We start from the raw sequence: 9,637 nt of genomic DNA, 5'->3' as shown, positions 1-9,637 counted from the left end.
TTTTGCTGTTCGGCGTAGAATCCGGGAGGAGGCAAAACCTCCACAAACGCCTTCTCTTCACCGGGACATATCAGCCCAAAATACTTCTCACCCCGTTCGATTAAATCTGAAGTTTTAGCTACTATTTCATTTTTCTCTGTAGCTGATTTTATCTCCCGATTAATTACACTAGGAACCTTGGCAGAATCGCCTAAATAATACCTGGTGAAGTTGAAGCTACCACTAACAGTTAAGCCATTTGTATTAACATTTGATTCTTGAGTCAATAAAATAATTCTTATTTTTAAAGCCCGACCAACTGTAGATAATAATTTAATAGCTTTGCTATGTAATTCTTTATCATACTCTCTCAGCATTAAAGATTCATCTACTACCCAAATTTGAGGTTTTATTTCTGGTAATTCATCTCCATTCTCCGCAGCAATAGTCGCAGCATCTAATCTATTTTGTAGAGAGTTTACCATATCTTGAAGACCATCAAAGCTGGTACGAAAATCCTCATTAATGGCATTTAAACCCTTGTATTGTGGTTTAAATTTTTTACCTGCAAACTTCCACTCTGTATAAGGATATTTGGGGTCAATTACAAATATTTCTGCATTACCTCCAAAATGAATATTAGCTAAAGCAGCAATATTATCTACTAAAGTAGATTTTCCTCTACCTGTTGCACCAATAATTAAGTCGTGGTGAGATTTCACAAAGGTATCATCTAACCAACAAGTATCACGCTTTTTAGTAGTACCAGAAGTGACAACGATTGGATTAACATCTCTAGATTTTTCATTCTCTGTTTTGACTAATAAGTATCCTCCTTTTATCTCAGTATTACAAAACTTGCCTGTTGATAATTCCAAGGAATGATTAATCTTTAAAGCTTTAGAAGCTTTGGTAGAATCTACTAGGTAAAACTTAAAAGCTAAAGTATCTCCATAGCGATTAAATTCAGCAAAGGAAACGTTAATTTCGTTCTCTAAATAAGTATTCTGAATTATTTGAGAGAGGTAAGCTTCGTAACTTGCACCATGAGCAATTCTTAGCTTACTACTATTCTTTAAATTAGTATTCTCAGATTGTAGAGAATTTAGTGCATCTTGATATTTTAAAAGCTGATGCTTGTAAAGCTCATTAGTTCTTACTAATTCATCAAATTTATCTTTTTCTGCCAATAAAGCTTTTTCTACTTCCAAGGCAGATTTCTCTTGATTTATTTTCAGTTGTTCTTTGTACAAGTTCAACTGTTTCTTTATATCGTCTAACCTTCTTTCTTCAGCAATTATATTATTTTCTCTACTATAAAACTGCTCTAGTTTATGCTGAGATAAGTCTAACTGATTCCTAAGTTCATCTGATACAGCGAGCGCCTGATTTAATTCAGTGGTAAACTCATCATTTAATTGTTGTTTGATAACTACTATTTCAGCTTCATACCTATTAGCAATTTCTATCGAAGCTTCTTTTACACGAACATCACAGGTTTTTAACTTACGAGTTAACTTATCTATATCTTGAGCCAATTCAGATATTTTAATATCCTTTTCTTGAGTAGCTTCAACAATTTTATTTTGTAGAGAATTTATTAAATCTTCATTTTGCTGCCGTAAAGTTGCTAATTCTAAATCAGCATCTTTTGAAATTTTATCGATTTTTTCTTGAGAGGAATTAATAGTATTTGCCAGAGTCGAGGTACTGACTATAATTCCCAAAAAAGAGCTACCTAATAATACTAATTTAATCTTTTTCTCCAGGTAAACATTCATTGATGAAAAAACGAATATTCCTGTAGAAACAATAATCCCTGCCACTGCAATTTTGAACTTCATAAGCAAAAAGAAAAAGGGGAGAATTACTCCCCAAAAAAATTAAATATCTACGAAATCAACTTGCTCACCATAATTCTTACCATTGCCAGATATACCAACAACCGATTGAGAACTAGCATCAGAGTTAGAAGCAACGGGAAGGCTGCTTAGATTAACAATGCCCACCTGCTGACCAAAATTATCGCCATCATTAACAATGCCAATCACTTTCTTGACCTGACGCTGGAAAACCCCTTTTTTAGAACTTTTACTCATTCAAAAAAACTCCTGCAACTACGACTCAATAAATATCCCATCCAACACTTCAAAATCAGCAGCATAGCGAGATTTAAGACCTGCCTGTAGCTGAGTAAGATTTAATTTTGACTCCTCTATTTGCAAATGCCGGGTGTTTCCCTGGATCGTCATCATTTCTCTTTCTTGCACAGAAGACGCTTGCTCAAACATCAATTTATCCTGGAGCTGAGAATGCTTTTCCTGAGACAAAGAAAGGCGAGTCTGCTCTTGCTCATAATTTACATCTGCTATTAACTGTTTAACATCAGCAATATCAGTGTTAGTGCTTTCAATGTTGTAGTTAATTTGCCTTTGCTTAACTTTCTCACCAGAAGCAGCGACATCCCAAGATTTAGCCAGCAGGTTATTATCCATAATCTGCAAATCAAGAGAGCGCATTTGACCTTCTTTGTGCTGCTTCTGAAGATTATACTCATGCTGTGTAATTGACTCAGTCCCATCAAAGCTAACAGTAGAAAGCCTCTGACGAGCAGATGAAAATTTAGGCTGTAACGAAGAACCTAAAGTATAGGTCATTTGTTTTTGTACTCCTTGTAAAATTTTTCAACTAATCTCCATTGCTGCGTGCGCTTATTTAAACATTCTGAATGCTGTTGTTGTAATTTCTGAAATTCAGAAAAGTAGGCGGTTTCTGAATATTCATAGTAAGCTATCGCACCAACAAAACCCACAAAAATAGACACGCATATCTTTGTAACTTCTGCAATCATTATGAAGTGTGGCCTAGCTGCTCTAGTATTTGTGCCATCCCATCATTGAAATTGCCCACTAGCGCACCACCACAACGCGATGCCATTTCTGTCCCTACCTGCCCATAAAAAGACTCTAGAGAACTGCTAAGTTGGTCGAGCGCATTTCCCATATTGGTTGCCTCGTTTTTAATTCTGAATATTTGAGCCATATTAGCTGTGGCTTTAGAAGAATCGTATTTAGGTGCGGGAACAATATTAGCTACTGGCTCAGATTGAGAATAGGAAGCCCATACTTGCTGCTTGAAATCCTCATACAGCATCTTGCCTGGATTTTTAGTACCATCTGGGAGCTTGAGAGCGATCGCCTCTTGTAGTTCTTGCATTTTCTCCAAGGCCAGAGGGGTATACCTTTCACCTACCTTGAATCCTTCTGTTAACCAATACCAACATTCGCAAATCCGGGGATAGTAGCCAGTGCCAGCACGGTAGATAGTTTTGGTAGAAATACTTAGTTCCTGAGCTAATTGTTCAAGAGTGTAACGAACTGTTTCAGTAGCAGGAATGTCTGTCTGTCCTTCTACTTCGTCGTCTATATGGAAGTCTATTACATTGTCTCCATAATTTTCTTCATTTCCATGTAACCCATAGCTAATAGGCATTTTAGATGTGTACATCAGTTTGTCTCTCCTTGTCTGTTTGATGTCTATAATTGAAATATAGACACTAAAAAACGGAAGTACAAGGAACCTAAGCAACTGTTTGGGAACGTAGGCAATTAATACGCAATCAGCCTTCAAAATAGACCATTTTAAGCTTGATCTGCCACTACTGAAAGCGATATTATTAGATTAATGACTGACCGAAATCAACAAAATATATGAGCAATACTCAACTTAATTTAATTTCCCATAGAACAACTGATGGAATGCCATATCAACATCTTCGTATTGAAATAACTAATCCTGACGGTATTATTGAACCTGTGGATCTAAGAGGGTTACAAATATCTTCTAATATTCAGTGGCAGCAAGGTGTTGTGATTGAGGGTAGGGCACCAATGTGGTTATATGCTTATTTGGTTCACGAATGTCATCCTGCATCGTGGGTTGGTTGCTATGATACTCGACTTGGTGCTGTTGTAGTTTCTACCTCACGGGGTGACAAGCAAGCTAGAAGATAGATATACCAAGGAATTTATAGGTTAAGCTGAATAATATTAAAGTCAAATGTCAAACTGGCTTGAGAATGGAAGGGGTGTAGGTGCGAGCGCAGACCGCTCGCACCTACACCCCCACCTATGTTGAACAATAGTTCAAGCAAATAACCAACAATATTCAGAAAAAAGTCATTCTTATTAAGAGTAATTAATCATAAAAAATCAACAATTGTACAGCATATTAATCTTTGACATAGCTTTAATTCCTCTTTGATAATAGGGTAATTTATGAGCATTGAGCCTGATTAAATTTTCTATCCATTCTTGGATGAAATCATAATAAAATGTCCAAGAAAAACCATATAATCCCAACAAAAAGCTACTATGTCTTCTCTCTATCCTACCTTTTTCATTAGTTATTGATATATATTTTTGAATTCCTTGATTTTTGATTTTTTGCCCTTTAAATGAACTAATTGTGTAAGAAATAGCTATCAGTAAAATCAAATTATTTAACCTGGTTTCATTGGCCTTTGTTTCTTCTAGATTGTAACCTCCACTTTGACAATCTTTAAACATTGCCTCAATCCCCATTCTTTGACTATATACTTTATGAATTTTATCTGATGATGATAAATTACTAATAATGTACCAGGTTTCTAATATATTTTTCTGTTTGATTTGGCGTTTTTTATATATCAATAAATTGCGGAGACTGACCTGCTTAATTTTAGTGATTTTTTGATTTAATAATAATTCTTTTGAACCGACATTGACTTTTAATTGTTGTAGTTGATAATATTTACTACCACGCTTGATTTGAGTTGTTTTTCTTTGTCTGAATGCAAAGTATAGATGTTTTTGACGATAATTTTTCAACCAATATGATAGATGTATACTATGGAACTCTCTATCTCCTACTAAAATTAATTGATATTTCTTCAGCAATCTTAACATGGGACGAATTACGGCTTGTTGCTCTGTTAAATTACTTGCACCTTTGTGACTTAAAATCTTCCAATAAATCGGTAATGCTCTTTTTTTCCACACTACACTTATCATTAATATATTGATATTCTGCCACTGAGTTCTATCTAAAACTAACACCAATTCTGATGTAGATAAAAGCAACGTATTTATCATGATTTTGACTAAAGGGAACCAAAATATAGGTAAACTTAATTGTTTTAATGTTAAAAATCGTTGTATGTGTTTTCGGCGACTTTCAGATTGAATTGGTAGAGGAAAGTAAGCTGATAATTTGGATATTTGTACAATTTTATGCACTGATATTAAATATAATAGTATTTTTAATGTTTCAACTTGAGCAGGACTTAATTTCTGTTTTATTTGGTCTTGATAATTACCTAATATGTTCATTTATAGTTATTTTTTTGTTTAATTATCAACCCTTTTTTATCATATTTTTAAGAACATTTAAAGTGTTGATTTTGAATAAATAATCAACTCAGGATGGGGGGTAGTTTGGTGAACGCGAAGCGTTCACCAAACTACCCCTTATTCTCAAGCCAGCTTGACATTTGACTTGAACTATTATTCAGCTTAACCTGTAAATTCCATGATATATCTATCTTCCAGCTTGCTTGTCACCCCGTGAGAGTTTCTACACATACTCATGGGGTGAGTGTTGGTTCTGTATTAACTTTAGAATTACCAAATAATTAGGGCTATCAACAAAATTGATTACGCCAAACCTCAGCGGGACAAAACTTGATTCCTGCTGCTTCTGCTGCTTGTTGGTCTTCCGGGCGATCGCCTACAAACAAAATCTGAGAGGTGTCCACATCGTGAGTTTGTATAGCATATTCAAGCATTCCTGGCGATGGTTTTCTGAAGGGTGAAAAATCAGCGTAGTCTATCTTTTCTCGTTCTAGCAAATGTCAACTACCAAACATCAAATCAAAGATTATGATGTTGGCTTGATTCTGCCGTCCACCGCAGTTCTGCAAACCTTGAAAGGCGCGCAGCTTTTGCTTCAGCCGACGAACCATTAGGGATCGCTGACAAAGACCCCGTACTTTCCCAGTCTTGCCGGGTAAGCAGCGTTCGCATTGCTATATTCCTTGCGCCAATTAAGTCGGCATGGAGTTCAAAACCGCAAGATTCACAGCGGAAAATTAGCCCTTTCTTTGGACGATTACCTCTGCTGGTATACCCGCAATGAGGACAAGCTTGAGAGGTATAATCAGCATCAACTTTAATAGCTAACGAGTTATTTAAAACAGCTTTGTAGTCGATAAATGAATGCAATTTGGCAAAGGACCACTTAGCTTGCTTATTATTAGCTTTTCGCTGTTTAACCGACGCTTTTTTTCCAGTTTTGCGAGGCTTGGTTCTTTCCCGAATATTAGTTAAGTTCTCCAGTCCAATTAAGGTATTAGGAGTAGCAATCTGTTTGGATAAACAGTGGTTTTGATCGGCAACAAACCGTCTCTCTCTTCCTGATAAAGAAACTAAGCGTCTTTTAGCAGAACGAGTGCCTTTTTGCTGTAAAGATTTCCTGGCTTTTTGGTAGCAGGTAGCTTTATGATTGCACTGTTTTCCCGAATAAAAATGAGTTTTATTTCTGGTGTCTGTAGTTACTGCATGATACCGTTGTCCTACATCAACACCGACTACGCTATTAATTGCATCTGGTTCAATATCTGGTATTTTTAATTCTAAAGAAACTAATAAGTAGTAAGTCTTATTTGAACGAGCGTAATAAATTTTTGCTCCTCCAAACTTAACTGTATCTTCGCCCGATTTGATTAGTTCAACGTGCTTGTTGTGCCCAGAGTAAAATACTTTAATTCGACCTTGTAAGGTAATCAAACTTACCCCTTGCTTCACAAAAGAGTAATCTCGTTTGTAGTTTAAATTGCAAGTTCTTGATGCATACTTAGGTGGTTTGTCCAACCCTTGATATCGCTTTTTAGTCTGGCCTAGTTGAAGATGATTCGCATTTTGTTTAACTTTAGTCCACAACCCTTTATAAGTTGCAGCTACTTGTCTTGGGACATTGCAACTCATCTGAGATGGTAAACCAAATTTAGTTCTAATATCCTGATAAACAAGCTTTTGCAACTTATTTGAACTTGATACTTTTCCATTAGTGAATGCTATTTCAGAAGAGTAATTTAGCGCATCTCTATAAGCCAATGAAACTTCTCTCAAAAGCTCTTTTTGCTCTGAGGATAAATGTAACTTCAGTTTTGCCGTTATTACTTGCTTCATTAGCTTTTTCACTAACTACTTTAATTCTAGCTTAATGGTGAAACAAATAATAACTTTTAGCACAAAAGAATGCGATAATAATTATTGGACAACTTCATACTTTCATTGTCCCGATATTCCTCTCACCGATAAATCGCAGATTATAGCGGGAGACTCCTATCGAGCTAGTTGATTCTTCAATAATTATTCACAAATAAAACTATTGTATATCTTAGATATTCATAGTAATTTTTACAAGTTGCAAATTCATCAGAATATCCTTTTTAATCCTAAATATATTTGAGCAATATTTTTATGATAAAATATCAATGCAATCTTCATTAAGATTACATCTAATATGTGTAAGTCACCAAAAGCTATTGCGATTCAAATTTTTATTGAGAAGATATTTCCTATGAACCTTAATTTTATTAGATGGGAACTAAAATACTTGAATATTGTTGAAAAAAAAGATGTTTACAAAATTTTCATTGACTGTAAAATTTCTGACTCAATTTTCAATATTTTTAATATATTTATCTTGAAGAGAATAAATATTTTTAAATTTCCTTGTATTAATTTCAAATTTATTTTACACAAAAATAAAACTGTTGCTGATATTAATTCAGACATTTATTGTTATGTATTTTATTATCTAAATTTAATCGATCTTCAAAATTTAAAACTTTTATACAATAAACGATTAAAAGATAAATTTCAGATTCTAACTTTGATGTCGGCAAGGGGCCTCCCATTATAATCAGGCGATTTAACGGGAGAGAACTTCACATTCGTAGAGATGAGTTTTCCCAATTTGCGGTCGGGAAAAGGATATTATGCCACTTTTGAATTAGGAATTTTCTCAGGCTTATAAAACTTAGGGACATCTAGTGTCGGCTCTCCAAGTAGTTCCATAAATCCCCATTGTTCTCTACCAGGTATAAATTTAGCTTTAATTTCTACAAAGTAGCGTGAGCCTTGTTGATCTTTCTCCAACTTAGGATTAAATCTAAAAGGTTTAACTGGAGCATCCCTCCACAGCACAGGAACGTGATTTGCCCTAGTCAATTTTTTATTTAATTTCTCGTTATCAAATTTTTTCTTTAATTGTGAGACGCGATCGCCTTTTCCTTTTCTATTTCTGTGAATACTTATTACAGGACATTTACAAACCGCTATAAATTGCCAAAAACCTGATAGTTTAAATTCGTTAACTTTTAAATCTAAATGAGGATTATCATTGGCTGCAATTATGGTAAAACCTAGTTTAGGGGGAGTATTTTTGTTAGGAAAATGTGTGAGGTAAGGATAAACAGTTACATACCTATCTTTGTCAGGATTGTAGTCTAGCCTGAGAAATTCTTTTACCTTGGGGCTATTATAAATTAATCCATAAGTTTTTCCTTCTGAAATCAGATTGTAGTAAGCATCATTATCCTCATATCGCCTGACTATTTTGCCATATAAAATTCCTATACCTTGGAAAGCATAATCTTGTTTAGGTGGCAGGCTTTCTTCTTCTTTATTTTCTAATTTTTCTTCTTCTTTAACTTCTGAAGTAGCTACTTTTTGAGATTCAGATTTAGGCTTTGATTCTGTCTGTTTTTTAGTTTCAGTTTTTGACTGCTGAATTGATTGAAATGTTGTGTCTTTATCTGAAGGTTTATCTACTTTTAAATCCTCAGCTTTAGTCGGATTTAATTTAGATTTTTCTGACTCTAATTGCTTAGTTAAATTATCAATAATATCTTGGAAAGTTTTCTTTTGTACTTCATTTTGTGCAGCATTAAGGAGCTGCTGCATTTTTTCTAAATTTTTTTCTAGGTCTGGGATAGACACCATACTAACACTCTCCGTTTTTTATGATTTTGCTCAACTATATATTGTATATACTCCCTGGACATCTTATTGATTTATCTTCAATTGTTTTTATTTCTAAATTTTATTCTTCAAACATTTATTTATGTGGATATTTAGTTCTACGGTAATTGTCAAATAACTCCTGAATAGAGAGTGCCTCTAAAGCCATATAGACATCTTGATAACTTATTGATTTTCCCGTATCTATATCTCTAGCTATTTGTAGTATTTTTTCTGCAAATACTCCAGGTACTCGGATGGCTTTTGTTGGGAGGTTTTTCCATTTTTTATTACTACCTGTTTGAAGATTATGTACAGATTTTATATTGACTGCCATCTTGATTTTTCTGCTGTACACCAGAATTATAACATTTAAAGGTGGAATATGTTACGATTTTTTAGATACAGCTTTAGGAGAGAAGGTCCTACAAAATCAATTTAATAAGTGATAATTAATAGTCTACTGTCTCAGGATATGTATACCACCCTATTATCAATTAAAATCATCAATAGTCAACGGCATTATTTTGCTGTTTGTTTTTGATTTTTTTAATGTGCGTTATATTATAATTATAATTGATGAAATTGAGCAA

General features: G+C 34.2%; 10 protein-coding genes. 1 reads left to right on the top strand and 9 read right to left on the bottom strand.

Translation table 11 applies throughout. The features are described 5' to 3' along the window. The 4 genes from F6K15_RS36355 to F6K15_RS36340 all read right to left on the bottom strand — a co-directional run. On the bottom strand, window positions 1-1,823 hold a 1,823-nt coding region (locus F6K15_RS36355; protein ID WP_293070775.1), incomplete at its 3' end, for a hypothetical protein. Between the two features lie 39 nt (window positions 1,824-1,862). Continuing rightward, window positions 1,863-2,078 (bottom strand): hypothetical protein, encoded by a 216-nt coding sequence (locus tag F6K15_RS36350; protein ID WP_293070773.1) that lies wholly within the window; start codon window positions 2,076-2,078, stop codon window positions 1,863-1,865. 18 nt (window positions 2,079-2,096) lie between these two features. Then, the gene (locus tag F6K15_RS36345; RefSeq protein WP_293070771.1) at window positions 2,097-2,636 is read right to left on the bottom strand and encodes a hypothetical protein; all 540 of its coding nucleotides are present in this window, start codon (window positions 2,634-2,636) and stop codon (window positions 2,097-2,099) included. Between the two features lie 193 nt (window positions 2,637-2,829). After that, window positions 2,830-3,486, bottom strand: a complete 657-nt coding sequence (locus F6K15_RS36340) for a hypothetical protein (protein WP_293070769.1) — start codon at window positions 3,484-3,486, stop codon at window positions 2,830-2,832. 203 nt (window positions 3,487-3,689) lie between these two features. Here F6K15_RS36340 and crn3 point away from each other — a divergent pair, with 203 nt between their 5' ends. Further along, on the top strand, window positions 3,690-3,992 hold the full coding sequence (gene crn3, locus F6K15_RS36335) for a CRISPR-associated ring nuclease Crn3/Csx3 (RefSeq protein WP_293070767.1): 303 nt from the start codon (window positions 3,690-3,692) through the stop codon (window positions 3,990-3,992). Window positions 3,993-4,190: 198 nt separating this feature from the next. Here the strand turns inward: crn3 and F6K15_RS36330 are convergent, their stop codons facing one another. The 5 genes from F6K15_RS36330 to F6K15_RS36310 all read right to left on the bottom strand — a co-directional run bounded on the left by F6K15_RS36330 (window position 4,191) and on the right by F6K15_RS36310 (window position 9,381). Continuing rightward, window positions 4,191-5,348, bottom strand: coding sequence for an IS4 family transposase (locus F6K15_RS36330; RefSeq protein ID WP_293070765.1), 1,158 nt, complete (start codon window positions 5,346-5,348; stop codon window positions 4,191-4,193). A 311-nt stretch (window positions 5,349-5,659) separates the two neighbouring features. Then, the gene (locus tag F6K15_RS36325) at window positions 5,660-5,866 is read right to left on the bottom strand and encodes an HAD-IA family hydrolase (protein ID WP_293070763.1); all 207 of its coding nucleotides are present in this window, start codon (window positions 5,864-5,866) and stop codon (window positions 5,660-5,662) included. A gap of 22 nt (window positions 5,867-5,888) precedes the next feature. Next, window positions 5,889-7,205: a transposase gene (locus F6K15_RS36320; protein WP_293070761.1), complete on the bottom strand. Its 1,317-nt coding sequence runs from the start codon at window positions 7,203-7,205 to the stop codon at window positions 5,889-5,891. Between the two features lie 813 nt (window positions 7,206-8,018). After that, complete coding sequence (locus F6K15_RS36315) at window positions 8,019-9,026, bottom strand: hypothetical protein (protein WP_293070759.1); 1,008 nt, start codon at window positions 9,024-9,026, stop codon at window positions 8,019-8,021. Window positions 9,027-9,141: 115 nt separating this feature from the next. Next, on the bottom strand, window positions 9,142-9,381 hold the full coding sequence (locus F6K15_RS36310; protein WP_202220522.1) for a hypothetical protein: 240 nt from the start codon (window positions 9,379-9,381) through the stop codon (window positions 9,142-9,144). Window positions 9,382-9,637: the final 256 nt, after the last annotated feature.

The organism is Okeania sp. SIO2B3, from assembly GCF_010672525.1.
Taxonomy (GTDB): domain Bacteria; phylum Cyanobacteriota; class Cyanobacteriia; order Cyanobacteriales; family Microcoleaceae; genus Okeania.
This window is presented reverse-complemented; position numbering and strand designations above follow the sequence as displayed.

Excerpts from the sequence above, each read along its gene's own strand:
- F6K15_RS36330 (WP_293070765.1), bottom strand. The coding sequence starts at position 5,348 with ATGAACATATTAGGTAATTATCAAGACCAAATAAAACAGAAATTAAGT.
- F6K15_RS36345 (WP_293070771.1), bottom strand. The coding sequence starts at position 2,636 with ATGACCTATACTTTAGGTTCTTCGTTACAGCCTAAATTTTCATCTGCT.
- F6K15_RS36340 (WP_293070769.1), bottom strand. The coding sequence starts at position 3,486 with ATGTACACATCTAAAATGCCTATTAGCTATGGGTTACATGGAAATGAA.
- F6K15_RS36320 (WP_293070761.1), bottom strand. The coding sequence starts at position 7,205 with ATGAAGCAAGTAATAACGGCAAAACTGAAGTTACATTTATCCTCAGAG.
- F6K15_RS36315 (WP_293070759.1), bottom strand. The coding sequence starts at position 9,026 with ATGGTGTCTATCCCAGACCTAGAAAAAAATTTAGAAAAAATGCAGCAG.
- F6K15_RS36310 (WP_202220522.1), bottom strand. The coding sequence starts at position 9,381 with ATGGCAGTCAATATAAAATCTGTACATAATCTTCAAACAGGTAGTAAT.
- F6K15_RS36350 (WP_293070773.1), bottom strand. The coding sequence starts at position 2,078 with ATGAGTAAAAGTTCTAAAAAAGGGGTTTTCCAGCGTCAGGTCAAGAAA.
- crn3 (WP_293070767.1), top strand. The coding sequence starts at position 3,690 with ATGAGCAATACTCAACTTAATTTAATTTCCCATAGAACAACTGATGGA.